This is a genomic window from Lentisphaerota bacterium (assembly GCA_016873675.1).
Classification (GTDB): domain Bacteria; phylum Verrucomicrobiota; class Kiritimatiellia; order RFP12; family JAAYNR01; genus VGWG01.
In genome coordinates, this window is the sequence record VGWG01000004.1 from 15,932 (window position 1) to 40,604 (window position 24,673).

The window sequence follows — 24,673 nt, forward strand, 5'->3', positions numbered from 1 at the left end:
TGGAGACGATTATGAACAACTCGGTTACCCTCGAAATCAACGGCATCCCCGTTGCCGTCCCGGCCGGCACGTCTATTCTGAAAGCCGCCCGGAGCGCCAACATCCGCATCCCCACGCTCTGCTATCATCCGGACCTGAAGGCCTGGGCCGCCTGCGGCATTTGCGTGGTGCGCAACGCCAATTCGCCCAAGCTCCTCCGTGCCTGCTGCACCGAGGTCGCCCCGGGAATGAAGATCACCACGCACGATCCCGACATCGTCGCGATCCGCCGCACCGTGCTGGAATTGATCCTCAGCACCCATCCGAATGATTGCCTGCAATGCCCGCGCAACGGGCGCTGCGAGCTGCAGAAAATCGCCGCGGATTTCGGCATTCGCGAGAATCCGTATGGGTCCCGCGTCGAACGCCTGCCCCAAGACACCTCGACGCCGTCGCTCGTCCTGAACCCCGAGAAGTGCATCAAATGCGGCCGCTGCGCCCTTGTCTGCCAGGAGATGCAGGGCGTCTGGGCGCTCGAATTCCTCGGGCGCGGCGAAAAGACCCGCATCGCACCCGCCGCCGACTGCACCCTCGCCGAGTCCCCCTGCATCAAGTGCGGGCAATGCTCGGCCCACTGCCCCGTCGGTGCCATCTATGAAAAAGACGAGACGGCCAAAGTCTGGAATGCCCTCAAAAACCCCGACCTCCACTGCGTGGTGCAAATCGCCCCGGCGGTCCGCGTCGCCATCGGCGAAGCCTTCGACCTCCCCCCGGGCTCCCTGATGACCGGCCAAACCTACACGGCCCTCCGCCGCCTCGGGTTCAAGGCGGTGTTCGACACCAACTTCGCAGCCGATGTGACCATCATGGAGGAGTCCGCCGAATTCGTGCAGCGCTTCGCCCATGGCAAGGGCGCCCTCCCGTTGATCACCTCGTGTTGTCCCTCGTGGACCGACTACATGGAGAAATTCGCTCCCGACTTCCTGGAGAACTTCTCGTCGTGCAAGTCGCCGCAGCAGATGCTGTCCGCCTTGGCCAAGAGCTATTACGCGGAGAAGATGGGAATCGACCCCGCCAAGATCTTTATGGTCTCGATCATGCCCTGCACGGCCAAAAAATTCGAAATCACCCGCTCGGAGACGATGCGCTCCACAGGCCAGCAAGACACCGATGTCGTGCTGACCACCCGCGAACTCGGCTACATGCTCAAGGCTTCCGGAATGGACTTCGTGAATCTCCCGAAGACCGATGCCGATAACATCCTCGGCGATTATAGTGGCGCCGGCACGATTTTCGGCGTCACCGGCGGCGTGATGGAGGCGGCGCTCCGAACCGCTTACCACCTCGTCACCCAAAAGGAATTGGCGGACGTTAAATTCGAGGCCGTCCGCGGCATGCAGGGCGTCAAGGAGGCGGTCGTCGATATTCAGGGGACCCCCGTTCGGATCGCCGTTGCCCACCAGATGGGGAATGTCGAGCAGGTGCTCGAGGCGATCCGTGAGGATCGCAAGGCCGGCCGCAAGCCACGCTATGACTTCATCGAGGTCATGGCCTGCCGCGGCGGCTGTATCTCGGGCGGCGGCCAGCCGCTCGGCGCAACCGATGAGGTGCGCCTTGCCCGCACCAAGGGGCTCTACGCCGATGACGAGCGCTCAACCACGCGCTGCTCGCATCACAATCCACACGTGCAAGAGATCTACCGCGCCTTTCTGGGCAAGCCCCTGAGCAAAAAGGCACACCAGTTCCTCCACAACCCCTACAAACGACGCAAGGTCTACGCGAAATAGGCGGGCCAGAAGTGCAGGCTTCCGCAGCGGCGAACCACACGCTACAATGGTCCCCAATGAATGGGGAGAAGCCAATGACGGAGGGTGGGGGATGTGGCGGGGGCAAACCGCCGTGGATCCGGGTGAGGGCCGGCCAGGGCGGGGCGTCTGCGGCGACGCGCGACCGGCTGCGGCGGCATGGCCTGCATACGGTATGCGAGGCGGCGGCCTGCCCGAATCAGGGGGTCTGCTGGACGGCCGGACGCGCAACCGTCCTGATCCTGGGGGATCGCTGCACGCGCGCGTGCCGCTTCTGCAACGTCGACAAGCGCCCGGTGGGCGCGCCCGATTCCTCCGAGCCGGCGCGCGTGGCCGAGGCGGTGCGTGAGAGCGGGTTGCGCGAGGTGGTGATCACCTCGGTCACGCGCGACGATCTGCCCGATGGAGGCGCGGCGTGCTGGGCCGAGACGGTGCGGCGGATCCGCGCGGCCGCGCCCGGCGTGCTGATCGAGGTCCTGACGCCGGATTTCCGGGGCGATGCGGCCGCCCTCGACGCGGTCATCGCGGCCCGGCCCGATGTGTTCGGCCACAATCTGGAGACGGTGCCGAGGCTCTATCCCGCAGTGCGTCCGCAGGCCGATTACCAGCAGTCGCTCGCCGTGTTGTCCCGCGCCGCCGCAGCCGGGCTGATCATCAAGACCAGCCTCATGCTGGGCATGGGCGAAACGGCAGACGAGTGCGCGCAGACGCTCCGTGACGCGCGGGCGGCAGGGTGCGCGATCTTTTACGCCGGACAATATCTGCAGCCGAGCCCGCGTCATCTCCCGGTGACCCGGTTCGTCACACCGAAGGAGTTTGCGGACCTTCAGATCGAGGCCCGGCGCGTGGGCTTTGCCTTCGCCGCCTGCGCGCCGCTGGTGCGCAGCTCTTACCACGAGGAGGAGCAGTCGGCGACTGTGCGGCGCATGACGCAGATGCGCGAGGGATGGAACCCATGAATCGCGTATTGCTGATTACGGCCTATCCCTTTCATCCGTGGTGCGGCGCGGCCCTCCGGGCGCGCCACACCGCTGCGGCGCTCGCGGGATTGGGCTATGGGGTTGACGTGTTGGCGCCCCCAGGCGGGGAGCCTCCCGAACTGCCCGGCGTGCGGGTGGTTCAGACGCCGCACATTCCGTGTATCGGGCCGATGCGACCGGACGGCGCGTCGGCGCGCGCCATCTATCGCTTCCTGCTGGCGGTGTGGGCGCTGGCGCTGGCGCGCGTCCACCGCTACCGGATCGTCCATGCCGTGGGCGCGGCCTGGCCCGCAGCCCGGCTCGCTGCGCGCTTGTGCGGCAGCGGCCTGGTGTACGAGGCGGATCCTCAGGATCGCCGCGCGGCGCGGCGCACAAGCCGGGCGCTGCGCCGCGCCGATGCGGTGATCGCGGCCGAACCGGAGGGGGTGGACGCGATGCGAGAGCTGGGACGCCAGAGCCGCGCCTGCCTGATTCCCGACATCCCGGGCACCTGGCAACAGGCCGACGAGGCCGGTCGGCTCGACGTGCGCACGCGCCTCGGCGCGGCGCCCGATACCCCCGTGCTGACCTATGTGGGCTCGTTCCGGAAATTCCAAGGGGTTGATCTCGTGTTCAACGCGCTTCCGGCCGTGCTGCGCGACGAGCCGCGTGCCCGACTGGTCATGGTCGGCGGCACGCCTCAGGAGATCGCCGCCGCCCGCGCCATTATCAGCAGGGCCGGACTGGAGCAGACGGTGGCCTTTCTCGGCCGGATTCCCGCCGTCGACCTGGTGCAGGTGCTGGGCGCGTCGGATATCCTGCTCGCCCCCCGCCGCACGGGAACGCAGGTGCCGATGAAGGTGCTCGACTACCTTCGTTCCGGGACGGCCGTCGTTGCGACCGACTGCGCGGCCAATCGGATCGCGCTTTCTTCCGCATGCGCCCTTCTCGTGCGTCCCGATCCAGAGGCGCTGGCCGCCGGCATCCTGGCGCTGACCCGCGACCCGGATCGCCGCGCCGCCCTGGGCGCCGCCGGGCGCGTACGGGTCGAGCGCGAGTTTTCATTCGCCGCTTTCCAGGATGGGCTGAAGCGGTGCTATGCGTATGTGCTGTTGACGGGAACACCATGAACGAAGGTCCACGCATACAGGTGTTGGCCTGCGGCGTCCTGGCCGCGGATCTGCGGGCGCTGGCGCCGAAGATTCCGGCCCGGCTGACCTTTGAGTTCTTGCCGGGCCAGCTGCATGCCACGCCCCATGAGCTGCGCCGCAGGCTGCAGGAGCGGATCGATGCGGTCAGCGCGGCCGGCACAGCCGATGTCATCGCGATCGGCTACGGCGTGTGCGGTCGCGGGACGGTTGGACTGCACGCCCGGGGCGTCCCGCTGCGGGTGCCCAAGACCCACGACTGCATTGCGCTGTTTCTGGGCTCCGACGCCGCTTATCGGGAGCAGTTCGCCCGCTGTCCAGGAACCTACTATGTCTCGGCCGGCTGGGTTCAGGAAGGGATGGGGAGCGCCAGCTCGGTCGCGTCGCCCGCAGAGCGTGGCGCCGGGGTTCCCGGGGGGGGCGGGGTCTGTCCGCTGGACGACGCCGACGGTCTGGGCGAGCACTACGGTTCAGAGAACGTCCAGGCGATCCGGACGTTCATGGACAGTTGGAAGCGCAATTATTCGCGGGCGGCGTTCATCGACACGGGCATCGGTAACACGCACCACGCGCGCATCGCGCAGGCCATGGCCCAGGAGAACGGCTGGGATTACGAGGCGCTGAGCGGTTCGCATGCTGTGCTGGCGGCGGTGCTCACGCCGACGCCCGATCCTCGGGTGTGCGACGTGCCGCCGGGGATGGTGACCGCGTTCGACGCCGTGTCGCGATCACTCATCGCGCGCCAGCCATCTGGCGCGGCCGGAGCGCGTGCGCAACCTGCCTCGCCTCCGTCATCGGCCGGGACAACCCGCATGCGGCGCACCGGCTATGGACTGGGCATCGACGCCGGCGGAACGTACACCGACGCGGCGGTTTTCGACTGGACCGAACGGCGGGTGGTGGCCAAGGCCAAGGCGCCGACGACCCACTGGGATTATGCGATCGGCATCGGCGGGGCGCTGGACCTGTTGCCGCCGGAGGTGTTGCGGCAGGTGCGCGAGGTGGCTGTTTCGACCACCTTGGCGACCAACGCCATCGTCGAGGGGCGCGGCCAGCGGGTCGGGTTGCTGCTGATGCCGCCTGCGGGCGATGACGGCTTGGAGCGGATCAGCCACCGGCCGGTGCGGGTGGTCCCGGGGCGGCTGGCGATCGACGGCACGGAGCTGGCGCCGACCGACCTCGGCGCGGCGGCGCGTGCGGCGCGAGAGCTGGTCGCGACCGACGGCGTTCGGGCCTTTGCGGTGACCGGCTATGCGAGCTCGATCAACCCTGCCCACGAACTGGCGGTCATGCGGGCGGTGAAGGAAGCGACCGGCCTGCCGGTGACGTGCGGCCATGAGGTGTCCGCGCTGCTCGATTACCGGGTTCGCGCCGAGACCGCCGCGCTCAACGCCCGGATTATTCCGTGCCTGGAGGCGTTTCTCGAACGGCTCCAGGAGAGTCTGTGCGTACGGGGGATCACGGCGCCGGCGATGATTGTGCGCAGCGACGGATCGCTGATGAACGTGCGCACGGCCGCCGAGCGGCCCGTGGAGACGCTGCTGTCGGGTCCGGCGGCCAGTATCGCCGGCGCCCGCTTCCTGTGCGACGCGCGCGATGCGCTGGTGATCGACATCGGCGGGACGACGAGCGACACGGCGGTGCTGCACAACGGCGCGGTGCGGATCGACCCCGACGGCGCGCGGGTGGGTCACTGGCGTACACACGTGCGGGCTCTGGCCGTGCGGACCATCGGCATCGGGGGGGACAGCGAGGTGCGGCAGGATGCCCACGGCTGGCATGTCGGGCCGCAGCGCGTGTGGCCCGTGTGCCGGCTCGACGAGGCTGCCGGCGCCGACGCCGCAGCCGCCTGTCTGGACTGGGTGCAGACCCACGCGGGCGAGGAGGCGGGATCACAGGTGATTTGCGCGCGCATGCCCGGCGGCGCGAACCTCGACGGACTGGACGAGCGTCAGCAGGCGATTTTGCGCCTCTTGGACGCTGGCCCCATGACCATCAGCCGGCTGGTTCACGAGACGCGCTGCCTGCGCCAGGGGTTTCTCGGCATCGAGCTTTTGGTCGATCGGCAACGGGTGCGGTTCTTCGGCTTCACGCCGACCGACGCGCTCCATGTGCAGGGTCAGCTGGCGATGTGGAACACCGGCTATGCGCGGCGCTATGCCGAGGCGATCGGCGCGGCCGAGCAGTTGGACGCCGAAGCCGTGTCGCGACGGGTGCTCGATCAGGTCGAAGTCAGGCTCGCGCACGAGCTGTTGATGACGCGGCTGGCCGACTGCTCCGGCGGGCAGCGCGGCCTCGACCACGACCACGGCGTCCTGGCGCGCGCGCTCCTGGACCGCGGTCTCGGCCGGGTTTGCGACGGCCTCGGGGTGGCGTTCGATCTGGGGGTTCCGATGATCGGCATCGGCGCGCCTGCGGCGTTCCTGCTCCCCGCCGCGGCCGGGCGGCTGCGGGCCGAAGTGATCATTCCGCGCGACGGCGACGTGGCCAACGCCGTGGGGGCCATCACCAGTCAGGTGCGGGTGGAGCGTCAGGTCGTGATCGTTCCCGACGAGCTGGGCCGATTGCACGTCCATGGACTTCCCGGCGCGCCGACATTCATCGCGATGGCCGAGGCGCAGGCCTTTGCCGAACAGGAATTGACGCGCTGGGTGCTGCGGCTGGCCCGGGAGTCGGGCGCGCGAGATCCCGAAGCCACGCTTTGCAGCGACGACCGGATCATCGAGGCCGCCGGCGGCATGACGGTCTTCCTCAGCCGGACCCTCAGCGCCGTGGCGGCGGGCGGGATCTAAAGCACGCGATAGGCCCGTTCTACTTCTTGTCGTGAAGCTGATCGCCGACGACGCCACCCGCGACACCGCCGATGACCGCGCCCACGACGGCTCCGGTGCCGCGGTTGCCTTTGCCGGCAACCGCCGAGCCAACCGCAGCCCCGCCAGCCACCCCGACCGCCGTGCCGACAACGGCACCCTCGTGTCCGTCCAGCGTCGCGCAACCCGAGAACACCGCCATTCCGAGGCAGGCGCTTGCGGTAATGAATCGTGTGGTGTGCTGCATAAGACCTCCTGTGTGTAGTGAGAAACGTTTCTCCTGGAAACCCCTATAGACTGGAAAACGATAAGGTTAGCACGGGTCACAGTTTACCAGACCGCCCACTGCTTGGACTAGGAGATTATGAGCAGGATGACCCTCTTGACGTTTATCAACGCTTCTGCAATGCTTCTGTCCATGACATCGCTACGTCAGACCGGTTCCGGCATGCTTTTGGCCCGTGCGGGCCGGGGCCGACCGAGGTCAGCCGGAAAGCGGTTTCTTCTCAATTACTGTTGTTCCGCTCTGGCGTTGGGCCTGGCAGGAACCTGTCGGGCTTACGAGCCGGTTGACCCGGATCACCGGCCTGCCTACATTTTGGACGTCGACGGCGACCGGACGCTGACGCTGGCGTGCGGGCTGACCGTGCCCAAAATCAAAGACGCGCGCGGGTTCCCTCATGGCGGCCTGAGCTTACGGCGGTCGCATCCGTGCGAAGACGACCGCTGCGACGTCCTCGATCTTTGGCGCGCCGACCAGTTCGTCGCCGCATGGCGCGACCCGGGCTCGAACGCGGTTACGCTGCTGAGGCTGTCATACCCGTTTCCCTACGCGCTAAAGCCGGGCCAGACGCTGCACGCGAACACCTATCTGCGCGACGCGCGGGCCCTAGCCGCTGTCGGTTACCCCGCCGTCGGACCGGAGCATGTCCAAGACTGGTTGCATTACTACTACCAGCACGGCTCGACCAGCGCCGTCCCTTTTCAAGCGGTGTCGGTCTTGGCGCACTTGGACGCTATCGACGCATGTGAGCGTTACGACATCGAGGCGGACGGCAAACCGCGCCTGCTCTATGTGTTCAAGCTGAAGGACCATGAAAAAACACCGCACCCCGACGACCTCTGGTTCGCGCTCGAAATCCGCTCGGAACGGTCGCTCGGAGCCGAACAGGAAGCGTTCGCGGAAACGTATTTGAAGGCGATCACCGTCGACCCAGAAGCGCTCGTCGCCGAGCGCGTGTTCTGGGCCGAGGAGCCGTTCGATACCTTTGTGCAGGCCAACGCCGTGCGCGGTGTGCGCAACCTCGGCGGCGAGTGGGAGGTGTTTTACCACGGCCCCTTCTGCTTGATCACGGACAATCCGGCCGCTTTCTTGTGCGCCGCAGAAGGGTTGGAGTCGCAGCAGCGAGCTTATGACCTGTTCGACGAAACGCTGTTCCCGTTCGGACCCGCCGCACTGGGCGACATCTGTGTGATTCGCGTGTACGCTACCGGGTGGGAGTTCGAGGACAGCATGCCGCGGACGCGCAAGTGGGCCGGAGGGGTGTACAATGGAGGATGCGATGAGATCGTCATGCGCGGCTGGTCGCCCGGGGGGACGGTTCACGAGATCACGCACCGGTATCTCAGCATCGCGTGCGGCAAGCGGGGGATCTCGTCGTGGTTTAACGAGGGGTTTGCCTGTTATCTGGGCGGGTGTCAGGTGACGGGGGGCGGTTCGTTCCACAGCCTGTCAACGGCGATTGTATGTTGCTCGCTATGCTTGGACAAGGGGACATGCATGTGATTGCGGAGGTCTTTACGGTTCAAGATTTCTACCTGGACAAGGAGATGGAGCGCAATCCGAAAGATCCGATCGCCGCGCTTAAGCGGGCCAAGAACTACGCTGCGGCTTGGGGCATCATCTACTTTCTACGGGAGGCTCCCGCTCTCTACCCCGGCAAAGGCTACGAGACGATCATCCCGCTCTACTGGGAGACGTTACAGAAGATCGGCGACCCCGCGCAGGCGACCAAGGTTGTCTTGGACAAAATCAACATGTCGAGTTTTCTGGAGGACCTCAAAGCGTATTTTCTGGCCCAAGCGGCGGCACGGGCCACGGGTAACGAGCGGCGGCGCAAGCGGCGGCTCGTGACTGATGATGAGCATGGCGAGTATCTGCCCCGCGAACGCCGGTTCGATTTTGCGGCGCTGATGTTTGGCGAGGATGCGTATGTGGACGACATCTCGTTTGCGGGCCGTGCCACAGTAACGAAGAAGGATCACGCCGGAGGAACCGTCCAAAACGGCCTTGCTCAGGAGCGGGACGGCGACGATGCCGACGACGAAACGGCGCTGCGAGACGGCGACGGATTGAACCGGGCTGTCGTTGTTGTGACGGTCGTGCTGACGCTTGGCCTCGCGTTCGCGTGGGGATGGCGGCGGCTCGGGTGCGGCAGGCTGTCCGTTCTTGTTCTGCTGTTCTCGGCCAGCGGCGCCATCGGGGAGCTCGCCGAGACCAACGGCTACGTGTTCACCTATCGGGTCATCGGCGATGCGGCCGTGCTTGGTGCCGGCGACGGTTGCGCCGTCGACCCGAAGCCGGAGGGCAAATTCACTGTTCCGCAGACTCTGGGGGGCCTCCCCGTCGTCGCGCTTGACGCGTACGCGTTCGCTGAATGCGAGGAGTTGACGATGCTTGAACTTCCCAAAACAGTGACGACCATCGGCGCGTACACGTTCCACAGTTGTCAGAAACTGAAGACGGTGCCGCTGCCAGAGTCGGTGGCGGAGATCGGGGTCGGCGTATTCTTCCTGTGTTCCAGCCTGGAGGCCGTCACGATACCGCCGCTGGTCAAGGTCCTGCCTGACTGGGCGTTCGGCCGCTGTTTCAGGCTCAAAACGCTGACAATGGGTAAAGCGGTCAGAAGCATCGGCAACGATGCTTTTCTCGGCTGCGCCGCTCTGACCGGCGTCACGGTTCCGGAGTCGGTCGTGAGCATCGGTGACCGCGCCTTCAAGTGGTGTTCGGGATTAAAGGCAGTCAATCTCGAAGGGCCGGTCACGGTCATCGGCGACGAGATCTTCGCAGGCTGTGTGGCCCTCAGCGATGTGGCTCTACCCGACACCTTGACGCTGATCGGCGAGGGGGCTTTTCGGTGGTGCTCCTCGCTACGACACAGCACGATACCCGAGCGGGTCACAGGGATCGAAAGCGGCGCTTTCTACGGTTGCCGGAGTCTCTCGGCACTCGAGATTCCCGATGCGGTCACCGAGATTCGGCACGATGCTTTCAGCGGGTGCCTGGGTTTGGAGCGAGCGGAATTCGGCGATGGTTTGACGGCGATCGGCGACCATGCGTTCTATGAGTGTCACGCACTCTCGTCTCTCATTTTTCCATCCTCGTTGACGGTCATTCAAGAAGCGGCGTTTTCGCGTTGCGCGGGACTTTTCTTTCTGACGCTTCCTCCGAGGTTGGAGACCCTTGAGAAAAGAGTCTTTCGCGAGTGCACAGGCCTCGTGAGCGTGACCCTGCCCCCGGCTCTCAAGACCATCGGCGAAGCGGCCTTCGAAAAATGCGCGAACGTGTCGTCGATCACCCTGCCGTCTTCTGTCACCGCAGTCGGCGCTTCGGCATTCGCGGGCTGCGTCAGCTTGAGAACCGTGGATCTCGGTGCCGTGTCCCGAATCGGGAGAGGGGCGTTCAGCGGATGCGAGAGCCTTGGCACAGTGGCACTTCCGGCTTCTTTGACGAGTCTGGGGAGCAAGGCCTTTGAGAAGTGCAGCCGGTTGTCCACCGTCCATTACGCGGGCGATGCGCCCACTGTGGGCGCCGATATTTATGCCTTAACGCCCGACGAATTGACCAGTTACGCTTTGCCCGGGACCCGAGGGTGGAAAGCCGACACGTCAGGCGAGTGGAGGGATCGTCGTTTCCATTATCAGGCATCAGAGAAGTAATGAGGCTCGCCGTTGCGCGTTCGCTCACACGCTGCGGCGGGCTTTGCATCCCCTTGTCATCCACGTCATGACGGCCGCTTGGGCAGGTGTATGCAGGCGCCGTGCACGGCGTGCGCGGCCTCCATCCAGGCCTCAGAAAAGGTCGGGTGGCAATGGATGGTGCGGCCGAGTTCCTCGACGGTGAGCTGGTTGCGGATGGCGGTTGCCGCCTCGGCGATCAGCTCGGTGGCATGGGCGCCGACGGCTTGGGCGCCCAGCAACTGGCCCGTGACGGGGTCGGCGATCCATTTGACGAAGCCATCGGTCTCGCCCACGGCCATCGCCTTGCCGAGCGCGGCGAAAGGGAAGACGCCCGTTCGAATCGCGCGCCCCTGGCTTTGCGCCTGCGTCTCGGAGATCCCGGCCAGACCGACTTCCGGCAGCGTGAAGATGCAGGAGGGGCAGACCGTCTCCACTGCGGAGCGCACGCCAGCGGCGTTTTCCGCAGCGACAATCCCCTGTGCGGTGGCGGCGTGGGCGAGCTGAATGCTGCCCGCCGTGATATCGCCGACGGCGAAGACCGAGGCGACGGCGGTGCGGCAGTTGGCGTCAACCGGGATCTGGCCGCGCGCGTCGATCGGCACGCCCGCGCGCGCCAGTTCCAAACCGGCGAGATCGGGCTTGCGTCCGACGGCCACCAGGAGCAGATCCCCCGAGACGGTTTTTCCTTGGTACGTGCCGCTGACGCCGGAGTCGGTGGCCGAGATGTCGGCGAGCGGAGCGCCTGCGAGGATCGTGATGCCCAGCTTCTCCATGCGGCGGCGCAGCACGCGGCGGACATCGGCGTCGAGCACCATCAGAATGTCCGGGAGCATCTCGATGATCGTGACCGGCACCCCCAGCGCGGCGGCCATGCAGGCGAATTCACAACCGATTACGCCGCCGCCCAGAACGAGCAGGGAACGGGGCAGTTCGGTCCGGTCGAGAAACGCGCGGCTCTCTACGACCCTCGGGTGCTGCGGGAGAAAAACGGGCATGGCCGAGACCGTTCCCGCCGCCACAATGATCGCGGGGGCCGAGAGCCAGGTGACAGAACCATCGGCGGCGACCACCGACACGCGGCGGGAGTCCTCGAAGCGTGCCGTCCCGCGGATGACCGAGACCCCAGCCGCCTTGAGCAGTCCTTCGACGCCAGCGGTCAGACGCCCGACGATCTCATTCTTGCGGGCGATCATCCGGGCATAGTCGAACGCGACGCCCTGGACGGTCACGCCCAGCGCCACGCCCTCCCGGGCGTGGAGGAACCGCTCAGACGAGGCGATCAGCGCCTTGGTGGGGATGCAGCCCCAGTTCAGGCAGGTGCCGCCGAAGCGCTCCTTCTCGATGATGGCGACCCGTTTGCCGAGCTGCGCGGCCCGGATCGCCGCAGGGTATCCGCCGGGACCTGCGCCAATGACAATCACATCAAAATTATTCATCTGTCCTGTTCCTTACGTTGGCGTGACTCCAGGCCGGAAAAATAAAAAACCCGCCAAACCTTGCGGCTTCAGCGGGAACGCGTCGCTCTGGTAGGGGTGCAGGGACTCGAACCCTGGACCCACTGATTAAGAGTCAGTTGCTCTACCAACTGAGCTACACCCCCACAATGAGTCAACGATGAATGGAGCGAGCGAAGGGAGTCGAACCCTCGACAACCACCTTGGCAAGGTGGCACTCTACCAACTGAGTTACGCTCGCATTGAAAACGGTGAAAAGATTACCATATGCCGCAGGAGGGTGCAACAGCTAAATTTTGAGGCTCTTGCAAAACCCTCCGGACGCTGCGCCTGACGGCTTGCGTCCGGAGGGTTTTGCAGGATGTTTTGCTTGCGCGGCGCGTCCGACGTGAAACAAACGGACGCGACAGGGCCATCTGTGCAAAGGGTTACAACAGTAGAATAATGGGCGGGTAGACAAACGCCTTGGAATGTGCGACACTGCCCTCATTTGTTTTGGGCGCGGACTGCTGCCGCGCAGAAAACGATGGGGCGTCGGATTGGAGCGTCAGGCGAGTCCACGCTGGGCGACGCGGCTCTTCAACTTACAAAACGCCCCGCGACGCAAGCCGTCAGGCGCCGCATCGCGGGGCGTTTTGCAAGAGCCTCATATTTCTGAACCGTTATGACTACACACGCCATTTCATCAGCCCTCGCCGAGACCCGCGCCTGGCGCTTGGCGGCCGATCAGTTGCGGCGGATAGACACCGGCTGGGACGACCCCGTGGCGCGGCTGCGCGAGATCCTCGACTGCAAACGGTGGATGGAGCGTCAGGACCATCTCCCCCGGCTTGCTCGGCTGGCCGGACTGCTCGACCCGGCGATGACGCGCAAGCAATTCTGGGCCGTCCTCGTGCCCGCCGAACGCGCAGGCGGGCGAACACGTGTGACCGATCTGGAGATCCTCGCCCGCGACCTGCCCGCTGGCGCAGCGCAGGCCGACCGCATGCCGCTGACCGTCGTGGCCGACAACATCCGCTCGGCATTCAACCTCGGCGGCATCTTCCGCACGGCGGAGTGCCTCGGCGCCGCAGCGGTCTGGCTCTGTGGCTACAGCGCCGACCCGGGCCATCCTCAGGTGGCGGCCGCAGCCCTGGGAACGGTCGGGGCCGTGCCGTGGCGGAGCTTTGAGCGGATTGGCCCCGCGCTGGCCGAGTTGCGTGAGGCCGGCGTGTGGACCGTCGCTCTGGAGACCGTCGCCGGCGCGCCCGAAGTGGGCGCCCTGCCCTGGCGCTTCCCCAGCGCCATTGTAATCGGCAACGAGCGGTTCGGCCTCGACCCTGAGACGGTCGACGCCTGCGACACGGCCGCACGCATCCCCTCATATGGCGTGAAAAACTCGCTCAATGTCGTCACCGCGCTCGCGATTTGCGCGTGGGACGCTCGATTGGCTTTCCAAAATTGAATGGCTGACACCGCGCATTTCTCTGTTGCATTGGACGGACGGTGTCCACTATGCTGATGACCGGTTGTCAGAAAGAAAACGGAGGTGGGCGATGGCTGATTGGCGTGCAGAACTCGGAGGCATCATCAACGGCAAGGGAAGGTCGACACGCGCGGAACAGGAAAACGCGCAGTTCGAGGCGTTTCTGGCCCGCGTGGTCACGCCCGCCCTGCGCCAGTTGGCCACCGAGCTGACAAGCTACGAACGGGACGCCTCGATCCGTGAGGCCCCGGCCAGCGTCGTACTGACGGTCCGAAAAGATGGCTTGGAGGAGATTACCTTCCGCGTGATGAAACGCTATCTTTCCAGCGGCATCGTCCCGTATGCTGAGGTTCGAGTCGCCAAAGGCAACCGGTACGCCAAATATGAGGCGTCGTTTCGCGACACAACCCCGATTGATATCGATGCGCTCACCGAGGCGGACATCATCGGCTGCTTCATCAAATACTATCGGATGCTCCACGACGGTGACGGGGTCTGACGGGCGTCAAATGACCAGTGGCACCTTCTCCCATTTGCGAAGCCATCGGGGGAATATCTGAGGGTCGCCGGGGACGGCAAGCAGTGCGTGCCAGTAGCGGTGGTTGGACGAGACTTCAAAGAAGCGAATCTCGGCTGGAACGCGTTCCCCCGAGAGGCGCGTGGCCAGCCTGCGGCGCAGTTCATCGGCGCTCCCCCCCTGCATGATGCGGCCCTGCAGGAACCAGCGGTCGGCCGTCACGCGCGCCGCGCGCCACGGCCAATCGGTTGAGGCGTCATCCACATGCGCCCCCCGCCAAATGTCGTAGATGCGCTCATCAACCTTGATGGCCGCGCCGACCCGCTGGGCGTCACTGGCGGCGGACAGGACCGGGAGCCTGCGGCCGCCAAAGCGCAGGGCGGTCCGCTCGGCCTCGCGCAGCACCCGCGGCACGGGGATATCGAGCAGGGCGCCGAGACGGGAGAAGAGGTGGCTGCAGGCGTCCGCATCCAGCAGGCAGGCCGAGGGTGTGAGCGACGAAAGCGTCCGTTCGGCGCTGGTGGTCCAGCGATTCGGCCGGAGGACGATGCCGGTGACGTTCATTTTTGAGAAAATCGCACGCGCGCTGTCGGTTGCCTGTGGCGTGAGGGTGTTCTCCTCGGCGGTCTGGCAGTCGAACACATAGAGGTGGCCGTTGCGGCAGACGGCCACATCGAGGCGGAGGGGCTCTTCACGGAGCGACGTCCAGGCGATCTGGACGTTGAGGCGGACGTGGGGGACGCCCATGGCGTGGAGGGTGGTGGCGAGGAAGTCGCGCAGGTCATAATCATAGTCACGGCACGGCGCGCCGGTGCCGGCGGCAACCATTTCGCGCCAGTTCCAGTTGGTCGGGACGCCCGCAGCGACCATGCGCGCCACCTCATCGACGGTGAGGGCGAGGGGTGCCCGGCTCTCGCGCCAGCGAATTTCGGCGACGCCGTTGCAGAACGGCTCCAGCAGGTCGGTGAGCAGGCCGCCATCGAGGACATTTGCGGGGGGAGGCTCGATGCCCATGGCGACGGCTTGGCCCGAGGCGGGATCTCGGACAAGCTGGGCCCACGAGCCATCGCGCTCGCGGGAGATGAGCGTCACGGCGGGTTCGGCGAGCACGGCGAAGGCCATAGCCACACGCACGGGGAGTGTCGCGGCGGTGGCGTCGATGACCCACGCCTTCAGCTCGGGATGAAACGTCTTCCAATCGGCGAACCGACGGGCGAAGGCGTCGGCCGTGTTGGCGGATGACTCACCGGGGACGATCACCTTCAGGCGGGGCCACCGCTTGGACGCGACGCGGCGGAGGGTGTCGGCCGCCTCTTTTGACCCGGCGATGTCGTCTGTGGCGAAGAGACAGGCGACGCCCTCGGGGCGCACGGATGCGTACCATCCGAGGCTGCGCAGATGGCTCCAGGCGTCGGGGCCTGCAAAGATGATGAAGCCCGTGGCGGGGGTCAGGGGTGGCGGCATGTGGCGCTCCTTCCGGTTGGGCTCTGGCAGATGACGGGAGACGGGGATCACAGCCGCGCGTTGACAAAATCACGCAGCGCAGCGACAGACGAAAAATTCGCGAGGTTGAAGTCACCGTCCTCGATCTGGATGCCAAACGCTTCTTCGAGGCCGACGACGAGTTCGAGGAGACTGACCGAATCCACGCCATAGGCATCGGTTAGCGAGGCATCGGAATGGATCGCTTCGGGCTGGACCTGCAGAAACAGCCGTTCAACGATCATCGCTTTGAGTTTGGCTTCAACATCCGTGCTGTCCATCATACGTTGTCGCTCCCCGTGCATGGCAAGTCTGATTTTATCGAATCGGCCTTCATCTTACCTGAAAGCGTCGGTCTTTCCAATCCGAAATCCGCTTGACCCTGAAATCCGCATTCGGTTAAGCTGCGACATGTTGATCTATTCTTGTGTGGGTCGGATCGTCGTGCTGTCGGCGGTAATGTTTGCGCCTCTCACGCCGACCTCCAGCCACGCCAGTCCCCAGTCAGCCGTCTTGCCGGCCGCATTCGCCATTACCGCAGAGCCTGCGTGGGTGGATTCTGTGCCTGCGGATTTCCAGGCCGTTCCGGACGCCCGCGAGGCGATCAGCGATGGTGTCCAGCATCTCATTGTCGATAACCAGGTCTGTCTGGGTCCAACGAATGCGAGCTATTATCACTACGCCTTCCGGTTTCTGACCGAAGCAGGCGTCAGGGAGTGGTCGTCCATCCAGGTCGAATGCGATCCATCCTACCAGGCGGTGCAGTTTCACCGGTTGCGATTGTGGCGGGGTGCCGACGTCATCGACTGTCTGGACCGCAAAGCGTTTCGGGCCCTGCAGCGCGAGTCGAATCTCGAATGGAAGCTCTTGGACGGCCGGCTGACCCTGCTGGCGCTTCTGGAGGATGTGCGCGTGGGCGACGTGCTGGAATACGCTTACACCCTGACGGGTGACAACCCGATCTTTGAGGGGCGCTACGGCGGCTCCTACCTGCTCGGCTGGAGCATGTCGGTGCTCCGCCACCGGTTGCGGGTGCTCGTGCCGGAGGGGCGGACGCTGTTCCGGCGCCTCTCAGGCGCGTCGGTGCCGGAACCGGTTGAGCGCCTGTCTGAGGGGCTTCGCGAATGGCAGTGGGATCAGACCAACACGGCGCCGATCCAAGTGGAGAGCGGTCTTCCCGTCTGGCACAAGCCGATGCCGGAGGTCGTGTTCAGCGAATACGCATCCTGGGCCGACGTGGCCCGGTGGGCCGCCGCCTACTACGCCACGACGGGCAGCCTGGAACACGCCATCGGCCCTCAAATCAGCGACTGGCTTCAACGGCCCGCCGTAGCCGATCGCGCGGTGGCGGCGCTGGATTTTGTGCAGGAGGAAATCCGGTATTTCGGGCTCGAGCTCGGCGCCGGTTCGCATCGGCCGAATCCTCCCGAACTCGTCCTGCAGCGCCGTTTCGGAGACTGCAAGGACAAAGCGATTCTGCTGTGCACGATCCTCCGCGCCCTGGGCGTGGACGCGCAGCCGGCGCTGGTCAACGTGTTTGCATGCGGGCATACGGCGGATGAGCTGCCCTCGCCCTTCGCCTTTAATCATGTGATTGTCGTCGCTCGAATTGACGGCGCCACCGTCTGGATGGACCCGACCCGCGTGAGCCAGCGGGGGCGCCTGCAGGATCGCTATCTCCCGCCGTACGGAGTCGCTCTGGTCATCGCCCCCGACACGACCGGACTGACGCCGGTGGAGCCCGGAAACGCGGGGAAAACACGGACCGAGATTCACGAATGCTTTGATCTGCGCAACGCGGATGCCCCCGCCAGCCTCACCGTGCGCTCGATCTTCCGCGGGCGCGATGCCGAGAACAGCCGCGCGGGTTTCTCAAACAACTCGCGGTCCGATCTGGAACGCCACTACCTCAACTACTACGCGCAGCGGTATTCCGGCGTGCGAAGCGATGGCGCGGTGTGTGTGGAGGATGCCGCCGCATCCAATGTCCTGAGCATCTCCGAGCGCTACACCGTCAGCGCAATCTGGGTGCCCGACCAGACGCAGACCAATCGTCAGGTGGCCACCTTTAATGCGCAGGATCTGCAGCCCTACGTGGAGCAACCGGCCACGGTCTTGCGCACCATGCCACTGGGGCTTCCGTATCCGGTGGATATCCGCCACACCATTGAAATCCTCCTGCCGAAAGACTTCAGTAGCGAACCCGAGCATAACGTGATCCGTGATCCGTATCTGCATTTTGAGTTCACCTCCGCGCACACCAATCGCGTGATCACGCTGACCTATCACCTGCGTACGCTGGCCGACGCCGTGCCGGTGACGGCGCTCGCCGAGCATCTGGCCCTGCGCCGGAAGATCAGCCGTTCGCTGGAGTACGCCCTGACGGACGGCCCGTCGGATTCGCCGACGGATGGCGGGTTTGTCCTCAACTGGCCGATGGTGGGTTTGGAGGCGCTCTGGTGCGCCCTGCTGACGCTGGCGGGGATTTGGGGCTATCGGTACCGCCCCGCGCCAGTCCCCCCGCCCATCACCCAGTGGGAGACGTCGGCCAGGGCTCCGCAGGGCATTGGCGGGTGGTTGATTCTGCCCTGCATCGGGCTGGTTGTCGGCGCGTTCACGATTCTGGCGGGCCTGGCGCAACTCAGCGTGTGTTTTGATGCGACCCTATGGCGGGCTTTGACAACGCCGGGAGAACCGACCTACCACCCGCTGTGGCGGCCGACGCTCCTGTTTGAACTTCTGGGAAACAGCTTCCTCTTCGCTCTGCTCACGCTCGTGGCCATTCTGTTCATCCGTCGCCGCGCCAGTCTTCCCCGTTTCATGATTGCGCTCTACGCGGCTCAACTCGTCCTGATCGTGGTGGACAGCGCCTTGAGCCTGCAGATTCCAGATGTGATCGTGCAGTCTCAAGAGGCCGATACGGGAAAAGAGGTGATGCGCGCCATCATCGCCGCCTGCGTCTGGATTCCCTACTTCCTGAACTCCCGGCGCGTGCGCAACACGTTCCGTAACTGACCCACTGCTGGACGGTCCTGGAGACGGGGACACACCGCCGGGACCCGACGAGCCGATCATGACGATACCTGAACAGCCGGTTCCGCTATCCCGCATTTACCGCAGCTTTGCGTGGGTCGGAGCGGTGTTGTTTGGCGGCGGCTACGCCATGCTGCCGCTGCTGGAACGCGAGGTCGTCGAGCGCAGGCGGTGGTGTACGCTCGCGGAGATGAGCGAGCTCTACGCGTTGGCGCAGGTCATTCCCGGAATCATCGCCGTCAACACGGCCCTGCTGGTGGGGCATCGCTATCGCGGCGCGACGGGCGCGGCGGTGGCGGCGCTGGGGATAATCAGTGCGCCGGTCCTGGTGATTCTAGCCGTGGCGTCGGCGTTTGCGTGGGTGTCTGAATGGCCGCTCCTGGCGCGGCTATTTGCCGGGCTCCGGCCGGCGGTGGCGGGTCTGCTGCTGGCCACGGCGCTGAGGATGATCGGACGCGGTGAACGCTGGGAACGGGGCGTGGCTGCGGGGGCGAGTCTCCTGCTGCTGACGCGGGCGTCGAGCCCGCTCGGAATGATCCTCGGCACGATCGCCGCCGGGCTGCTGTGGCATGCTTGGACCGTGGCGCAGGCGAGGAAAGGGACGGCGCGATGAGTGTCCTTTTCCAACTGATGGCGGTGTTTTTCAAGATCGGGTTCTTCACCATCGGGGGCGGTCTGGCCATGCTGCCGTTGATCCGGAGTGAGATGCTGGCGCACGGGTGGATGTCGGAAACAGAATTCCTCGACATTCTGGCCGTGTCGGAGATCACCCCCGGTCCGATGGCGATCAACACCGCGACGTTTGTCGGATTCCGCGTCGGTGGTGTTGCCGGGGCACTTGTGGCGACGCTGGCCCTCGTGTTGCCGGCACTGCTGATGGTGTGCCTGCTGGGGGCGGTGTGGCGGCGGACCCGTAACGCTCCCGCCAGCGTCCGCGTGCTGGCGCTGCTGCGTCCGGTGGTTGCCGGCCTTGTGCTGGCCGCCGCGCTGGGGCTTGTCGCCGCCTGCGTCCTGCCCGTGAGGATCGGAGCGGGGGGCTTTGACACACGCACGGTGGAGTGGCGCGCACTGGTGGTGTTTGCCGGTGTGGGGGGTGCGACGTGGCACTACCGGATCAATCCGCTTCTCGGCATGGCTGGCGGCGCGCTCGCCGGATTCGTGCTGTATAGCCTCTGACTGCGCTTGACAGAGCCGACTGGAAACGACATCATTCTGCGCATGTCTTGACTGCGTGGGGACCCTGAACAGGCGTGGTATAAGGGAGTGAATGAGCGTAAGCACGCGATGGAAACCGGCGACAGTCGGATGCCGCCTCTGGCTGGCGCTTGTCTCGTGTCTGGCTGTTCTAACGGGAGAATTCACGATGGGCTGTCGCACGGCGGAAGGGGCATCGGACCGCACAAGCGAGCCTGCGTGGCCGGTGTTTGCCGTTCCGCGTATGAATGCCATTCTCCTGAATGGTGACGCGACGGACTGGCGAGAAGACGGTTTCCGCGTGGACGCGCTGATTCCGGTAGCGGGGCCGATGCCCGCGCAACAGGTGTGCGCGGCTAGCATGCGGCTGGGCTGGAACGACGCCGGGCTGCTGGTGTTGCTAGACGTTTCGGGGAGTGACTGGAACGAGGCTGAGGCGATCACGGAACTCTTCAAGCGTGACTCCGTGGAGTTTTATCTCGCGCTGCACCCGGGCTCGACCACGCGCTGTCAGTGGGTGGTCGCTCCCGGCATGGACCCCCTCTTTCCCGATCCCCGCGTGCACCTTCAGATGTCTGCCACATCCCTCACGCGGATACCGCCGGCGGTCTCGCCGGACGTGGCGCGCATGCGGACCGAATCCGGATACCGGATGGAAGTGCTCCTGCCGTGGCAGACGCTGGGCATCACGCCCAGGATCGGCGACGAGGTGGCCTTCCAAGTGATGGTTAACAGCCATGATCGCAAGGGCCGTCCGGCAGACCATCTGCTCTGGTTCCCCATGATCGGTGCAGCGTTTGACAGTCGTAAGCTGCACCGGATCCGGCTGGCCGACACGGCAGCGCCGCCGGTCACGGCGCGTGCCCGCGTCCGAGCCAACCTCCGCGAGGATCAAACGGAAGGGGACGTCTTTGCACCGGCGGCGGCAGCGGGACGCGCGGTCCGCTTGCGGTCGCATGACGGGATTCTGGCGACCGGCGTGTTGGGCGCGGCCACCAACGGGTATGCCAGCACGACCCTGATCGGTCCCGGCACGGACGGGCCGCTGGTGTGGCTGGATGTGGACGGTGAGCTAGCGGATCTCATCCCGTTGGGCTTGCCGCGTGCGGAGATGGCGATTGAGACGCGTGTGCGCCTGGAACCGTCCGCATCGGGTTTGACGGTCGTCCTGTCCCTGCCGGACGCGCCGCCGCCGGGGTATCGCATCGCGCGTCGGCAGCCCGGTGAAGCGTGGCAGGTTGTGGCGGAGAGGGTCTCCGCTGGCGAATTCCGCGACACCGCCGTGAGACAGGAGACGCGTTACGAGTATGCCGTCACCGAGGCCGTCGTCGGGGCCCGTTCGGATTACTTCTGGGTCGGCAGCGCGCTGCCCCTGCGCGACACGCGCGGCTCCCTGCTGCTGCTGGTCGAACGCGCGCAGGCCGACGCGCTGGCACCGGAGATCCGCCGGCTGACGCTCGACCTGGTCGGCGACGGATGGCACGTCATTCGGCATGACGTGTCCGCCACGCAATCGCCGTCAGAGATCCGCCAGTTGATCCGCTCCGAATACGACCGCGCGTCAGCAGACGTGAACACGGTGCTGCTCATGGGTCACGTCCCCGTGCCCTACTCAGGAAACGTCTCTCCCGACGGTCATGGGGACCACGCCGGAGCGTGGCCAGCGGATGTCTACTACGGCGCGCTGGAGGGGACGTGGACCGACGAGACCGTGACGAACACGGGCAAGGGCCGACAGCGCAACGTGCCCGGCGATGGCACGGTCGATCAGAATCAAATTCCCGGACCGGTTCAACTGGCCGTGGGGCGCGTGGATTTTGCCAACATGCCCGCGTTCCGTATCGGCGAGACCAACCTGCTTCGCCGGTATCTGGATCGCGATCATGCGTATCGGCACGCGCAAATCCCCGTTGCAGACCGCGGCCTGATTCATGACGGCTTTTTCGGGCACTTGGAGCGCTTCGCTTACAGCGGGTGGCAGAACTTCACAACCCTGCTTCCGCCGGAGAACGTGCGAACGGTCACTTGGCCCAATGTCCAACCCGGCATGAGTCTGTTCTTTTCGGGTTGCGGCCCGGGCGCGCATAAATCGATGAAAGGGTTTGGCGATACAGCTGCCCTGGTCAAAACACCGGTTGAGGCGGTCTTTTCCCTGATGTTCGGCAGCTACTTTGGGGATTGGAACACGACCGATAATCTCATGCGGGCGGTCCTTGCCCACGAGCGTGGGGCGTTGACGTGCGGGTGGGCCGGCCGACCGCACTGGTACCTGCATGCCATGGGCCTGGGTGAAACCATTGGCGATGCGCTGCGACGGACGCAGAATAATGACGGCCGTGATTACCAGCCGACAGGCGCTTTCGCGCGGGGTATTCACGTGGCCCTACTTGGCGATCCCACGCTGCGCCTGCATCCCGTGCCGCCGCCAGCGGGGCTGCGTGTGCAATCGGCCGGGCGGGGCGTGCGGTTGGACTGGCAGGCTTCGCCGCAGCAGGTGAATGGCTATCACGTCTACCGGGCACACACCGAGTTCGGTCCCTACGAACGCATCACGAAAGAGCTGATCAAAGGGGTGACCGCAGCCGATCCAGACGGGACGACGAAACACTACTACCAGGTTCGAGCCGTTGTGTTGCAGGAATCCACCACCGGAAGCTACTTCAACTCGAGTCAGGGCATTTTCACCGGGCCGTCAGGTGTGGACAGTGGAAAATAGATGAGTCATTAAGGAAGGACATCTGATGAGTACGACATGCATGACGGAGTTGATGGCCGGTACCGTTTACGCCCGTTGTGACAACCGGTTCTGGCTGGTGCGTCTCTGCGGGATGCTGCTGGGTCGGCAGGGTGATGAGAGCGACCAGGGGTTCGCGCAAGGCGTGGCGCTGCTGAAGGTGGACGGGAAGCCTTTTGAGGCCGGGCAACTCGTGCTCGACACGGTTAAGGAGTCGCCCGCCGCCGTGCGCTGCGACTGGAGGGTAGGCCAGACGGGGCTCCGCCTGACGACGGCCTGGCAGGGCGATCCTGCAACCGGGGTGGTCAGCCGGCGGGATACCCTGTGCAACACCGGGGACAGGCCGGTGGTGCTGTCGCGCTGCCTGGCGCGGTTTGCGCTGTCATCGGTCCGCTACGCGTGCTACACCCAGGCCAGTAGTTGGTGCCGCGAGAACCAGGGCGCGTGGCAACCGCTGCATGCCGGCCTGCGCCTGAGCCATATGTCCGGGCGCACCACGGAGGGATTCACCCCCTATCTGGGCCTTCGCAACATGGAGGGGGCGCAGGGGATGGCCTGCCATGTCCTGCCCCGCGGAAATTGGACCATCCGGGTGGTCCCCAACGTGCCCTACACGGTGGTTGAACTGGGGCTCTCCGACGAGAACCTGAACCGGTCGCTGACCCCCGGCGAGTCCTTTGCGTTGCCGGAGATCCTCTTCCAGCCTCTGCCTGAGGGCGAGCCGCATCTGGCCGCGCCGGCGCTGCACCGGTATCTGGTGGCGGGCCGGCTGCGCGATGCGAAACCGGAAGCGCCGGTGGTCTATAACTCGTGGTTCGATCAGCACGAGGTTCTGGAGGTGCCGCGCCTGCGTCGGCAGCTCGCCGCCGCGAAGAAGGCGGAGTGCGAGGTGTTTGTGGTCGATGCCGGTTGGTATGGCGCGGGCGAGGGCGGATGGAGCGAGCAGACGGGTGACTGGCGCGAGAAGCGCAAAGCCGCCTTTCGCGGTCGGATGGGCACGTTCGCCGACGAGGTGCGTGCCGCGGGGCTCGGTTTTGGACTTTGGATGGAACCTGAGAAGTATGGGCCACGGGCGCCGCTTCGCAGCGAGCATCCGGAGTGGTTTATTCCGGTCGGTGCTTCGGCGCGTCTGGATTTGACGTTGCCGGCGGCCCGCGCCTGGTTGCGCGGCGAGATCGGGCGGTTGGTGGAAACGTATCGTCTGGCCTGGATGAAGGTGGACTTCAATTTCAAGCTCGATCCCGACGCCTCGGGCTCGGAACTGGCCGACTACACGGCCGCCTGGCACGGCCTGCTCGACGAGGTGCGTGCGGCCTATCCCGACACCTTCTTCGAGGGGTGTTCCAGCGGCGCCATGCGCGGCGACTTGGAAACCCTGTGTCATTTTGACGGCCACTTCCTGAGCGACACCTCCAACCCGACCGATATGCTGAGGATTCTGCAGGGCGGGTGGCTGAGGCTGCCGCCCGGCCGGATTACGATCTGGTGTGTGCTCCGATCGGCCTCGCACATCGTGCCGGGGTGGGGCACCAATGTGCAGAACGCGCCGCCTGTCACCCTGGTGCCCTGCGGTGCGGGTTGGTGGGATATGGAAAAAGCGGAGCTGGATCTTGCCCTGGTGGATGGGATGGCGAGCATGATGGGGCTCGGCGGCGACCTGGCGGGACTCGCGCCGGGGCAGTTGAAGCGGGTTGCCGAAGCGGTTGCGTTCTACAAGCCGTGGCGGTCTTTCATTGCCCGGTCCGCCGGCCACCTGCTGACGCCGCCAGCGTCGATCCAACAGCGCGATGGCTGGGTTGGGTTCCAACTCCAGAGTCCCGGAGAGGAGGCCAGTCTGGTGTTTGTCTACCGGCTTGGAAATGCCGGTGCGCCCCCGTCGCTATGCCCGGTTGGGCTCGACGCCACGAGGCATTATGCGGTCGAGATCGGATTTGGCGGCGAGAAGAAGACCGTGTCCATCGATGGCGCGAGCCTCCTGCGTGATGGCCTCTCCGCGCCGCCGTTCAGGATCGTGCATCGGCGCGCCTCGGTTTTTGTGATCCGGCCGGAGCGTCTCGCGGCGAAGGGCAGGCGCGCCGGGCGGAGCGGGAGCGGTGTTCCGCGCGCCGGGTAGCCGGCGCGCCGTCTTCATGG

At 65.5% G+C, this 24,673-nt stretch carries 17 protein-coding genes and 2 tRNA genes; 13 read left to right on the top strand and 6 right to left on the bottom strand.

Annotated features, from left to right (window positions below):
* Window positions 1-11: 11 nt before the first annotated feature.
* The 4 genes from FJ222_01105 (at window position 12) to FJ222_01120 (ending at window position 6,683) form a co-directional block, all read left to right on the top strand.
* Window positions 12-1,766 (top strand): ferredoxin, encoded by a 1,755-nt coding sequence (locus FJ222_01105; GenBank protein ID MBM4163034.1) that lies wholly within the window; start codon window positions 12-14, stop codon window positions 1,764-1,766.
* A gap of 74 nt (window positions 1,767-1,840) precedes the next feature.
* Window positions 1,841-2,743 (top strand): lipoyl synthase, encoded by a 903-nt coding sequence (lipA, locus tag FJ222_01110; protein ID MBM4163035.1) that lies wholly within the window; start codon window positions 1,841-1,843, stop codon window positions 2,741-2,743.
* The gene (locus tag FJ222_01115) at window positions 2,731-3,873 is read left to right on the top strand and encodes a glycosyltransferase family 4 protein (protein MBM4163036.1); all 1,143 of its coding nucleotides are present in this window, start codon (window positions 2,731-2,733) and stop codon (window positions 3,871-3,873) included. The genes lipA and FJ222_01115 overlap by 13 nt, the downstream gene beginning before the upstream one ends.
* Window positions 3,870-6,683 (top strand): DUF1638 domain-containing protein, encoded by a 2,814-nt coding sequence (locus tag FJ222_01120; protein ID MBM4163037.1) that lies wholly within the window; start codon window positions 3,870-3,872, stop codon window positions 6,681-6,683. The genes FJ222_01115 and FJ222_01120 overlap by 4 nt, the downstream gene beginning before the upstream one ends.
* Before the next feature lie 19 nt (window positions 6,684-6,702).
* On the opposite strand, the gene FJ222_01125 is transcribed toward FJ222_01120, so the two are convergent.
* On the bottom strand, window positions 6,703-6,948 hold the full coding sequence (locus FJ222_01125) for a hypothetical protein (protein ID MBM4163038.1): 246 nt from the start codon (window positions 6,946-6,948) through the stop codon (window positions 6,703-6,705).
* A gap of 171 nt (window positions 6,949-7,119) precedes the next feature.
* Between FJ222_01125 and FJ222_01130 the strand changes: the two genes are divergently transcribed.
* Together FJ222_01130 and FJ222_01135 are read left to right on the top strand one after the other, a co-directional pair.
* The gene (locus FJ222_01130; GenBank protein ID MBM4163039.1) at window positions 7,120-8,487 is read left to right on the top strand and encodes a hypothetical protein; all 1,368 of its coding nucleotides are present in this window, start codon (window positions 7,120-7,122) and stop codon (window positions 8,485-8,487) included.
* Window positions 8,448-10,640, top strand: coding sequence for a leucine-rich repeat domain-containing protein (locus FJ222_01135; protein ID MBM4163040.1), 2,193 nt, complete (start codon window positions 8,448-8,450; stop codon window positions 10,638-10,640). The genes FJ222_01130 and FJ222_01135 overlap by 40 nt, the downstream gene beginning before the upstream one ends.
* A 65-nt stretch (window positions 10,641-10,705) precedes the next feature.
* Here FJ222_01135 and lpdA read toward each other — a convergent pair whose 3' ends face one another.
* The 3 genes from lpdA to FJ222_01150 all read right to left on the bottom strand — a co-directional run bounded on the left by lpdA (window position 10,706) and on the right by FJ222_01150 (window position 12,356).
* Entirely contained in the window at window positions 10,706-12,097 is a 1,392-nt protein-coding gene (gene lpdA, locus FJ222_01140) for a dihydrolipoyl dehydrogenase (protein ID MBM4163041.1), read from the bottom strand.
* 88 nt (window positions 12,098-12,185) lie between these two features.
* Window positions 12,186-12,261: transfer RNA gene (locus FJ222_01145), tRNA-Lys, on the bottom strand.
* A gap of 19 nt (window positions 12,262-12,280) precedes the next feature.
* Window positions 12,281-12,356, bottom strand: a tRNA-Gly gene (locus FJ222_01150).
* Window positions 12,357-12,779: 423 nt separating this feature from the next.
* Between FJ222_01150 and FJ222_01155 the strand changes: the two genes are divergently transcribed.
* Both FJ222_01155 and FJ222_01160 read left to right on the top strand, forming a co-directional pair.
* Window positions 12,780-13,559, top strand: coding sequence for an RNA methyltransferase (locus tag FJ222_01155; protein MBM4163042.1), 780 nt, complete (start codon window positions 12,780-12,782; stop codon window positions 13,557-13,559).
* 91 nt (window positions 13,560-13,650) lie between these two features.
* Window positions 13,651-14,079 (top strand): hypothetical protein, encoded by a 429-nt coding sequence (locus tag FJ222_01160; GenBank protein ID MBM4163043.1) that lies wholly within the window; start codon window positions 13,651-13,653, stop codon window positions 14,077-14,079.
* 6 nt (window positions 14,080-14,085) lie between these two features.
* On the opposite strand, the gene FJ222_01165 is transcribed toward FJ222_01160, so the two are convergent.
* Window positions 14,086-15,561 carry a hypothetical protein gene (locus FJ222_01165; protein ID MBM4163044.1) on the bottom strand — a complete coding sequence of 492 codons (1,476 nt, stop codon included), beginning with the start codon at window positions 15,559-15,561 and terminating at the stop codon, window positions 14,086-14,088.
* A 47-nt stretch (window positions 15,562-15,608) separates the two neighbouring features.
* Window positions 15,609-15,884: an acyl carrier protein gene (locus FJ222_01170; GenBank protein ID MBM4163045.1), complete on the bottom strand. Its 276-nt coding sequence runs from the start codon at window positions 15,882-15,884 to the stop codon at window positions 15,609-15,611.
* Here FJ222_01170 and FJ222_01175 point away from each other — a divergent pair.
* From FJ222_01175 to FJ222_01195, 5 genes are all read left to right on the top strand, one after another.
* A complete protein-coding gene (locus tag FJ222_01175; protein ID MBM4163046.1) occupies window positions 15,883-18,594 on the top strand; it encodes a DUF2569 family protein in 2,712 nt (903 codons plus the stop codon). The two genes, FJ222_01170 and FJ222_01175, sit on opposite strands and share 2 nt — an antisense overlap.
* Window positions 18,595-18,652: 58 nt before the next feature.
* A complete protein-coding gene (locus FJ222_01180; GenBank protein ID MBM4163047.1) occupies window positions 18,653-19,225 on the top strand; it encodes a chromate transporter in 573 nt (190 codons plus the stop codon).
* A complete protein-coding gene (locus FJ222_01185; protein MBM4163048.1) occupies window positions 19,222-19,788 on the top strand; it encodes a chromate transporter in 567 nt (188 codons plus the stop codon). Before FJ222_01180 ends, FJ222_01185 begins: the two co-directional genes overlap by 4 nt.
* A gap of 91 nt (window positions 19,789-19,879) precedes the next feature.
* Window positions 19,880-22,522 (top strand): hypothetical protein, encoded by a 2,643-nt coding sequence (locus FJ222_01190; GenBank protein MBM4163049.1) that lies wholly within the window; start codon window positions 19,880-19,882, stop codon window positions 22,520-22,522.
* A gap of 25 nt (window positions 22,523-22,547) precedes the next feature.
* A complete protein-coding gene (locus FJ222_01195; GenBank protein MBM4163050.1) occupies window positions 22,548-24,653 on the top strand; it encodes an alpha-galactosidase in 2,106 nt (701 codons plus the stop codon).
* The last annotated feature ends 20 nt before the right edge of the window (window positions 24,654-24,673 follow it).